This is a genomic window from Allochromatium humboldtianum (assembly GCF_013385175.1).
In the GTDB taxonomy this organism is placed as follows: Bacteria; Pseudomonadota; Gammaproteobacteria; order Chromatiales; family Chromatiaceae; genus Thermochromatium; species Thermochromatium humboldtianum.
This window is the reverse complement of record NZ_JABZEO010000070.1, coordinates 1-498: the sequence shown is the minus strand read 5'-3', so window position 1 is coordinate 498 and position 498 is coordinate 1. Positions and strand designations below refer to the sequence as shown.

Sequence of the window (498 nt, the reverse complement as noted above, 5' to 3'; positions counted from 1 at the left end):
CTTATTGGGGTCACGGCGCAGACTCGCCGCCAGACGCTCCACCGCCGCCTGCAACGCCCGGTGATCGCTCGCCGTCTCGATCCCGAACACCCCGCTCAATGGACTGCCGATCGCCGCCAACTGTTCCGGCCCATAGGCCCCCTCGTCGATCAGGTAATAGCGCAGATGCGGCTGATAGGACTCCCAGAACGCCGGCAGCTTCGGACGGATCAGCGCCCGGATATCCGTCGCCGCCGACCAGCGCGCCGACCCATTGTAGAGCACGATCGGCAGGATCGGCGGCAGCCCCCGGCGCAGCGTCGTCACCCCCGTCTTGAGCAGATGGTCATAGAAACAGGCCACATAATGCAGCATCCGGATCGACATCCGCGCATCGACCCGCGACTGAAACTCCAGCAGCAGATACACGAACACCCGCCGCCGCACACCCCGCCACTGCACCTCCAGCGACCAGACCACATCCTCGATCTTCTCCTCGAACAAGGGCGTGATGTAGTG

1 protein-coding gene is annotated in these 498 nt (G+C 64.7%); it reads right to left on the bottom strand.

Features of this window, described 5'->3' with window-relative positions:
- Window positions 1-498, bottom strand: a 498-nt coding sequence (locus HW932_RS21530; protein WP_176978491.1) for an Rpn family recombination-promoting nuclease/putative transposase, incomplete at both ends; no start/stop codon positions are given.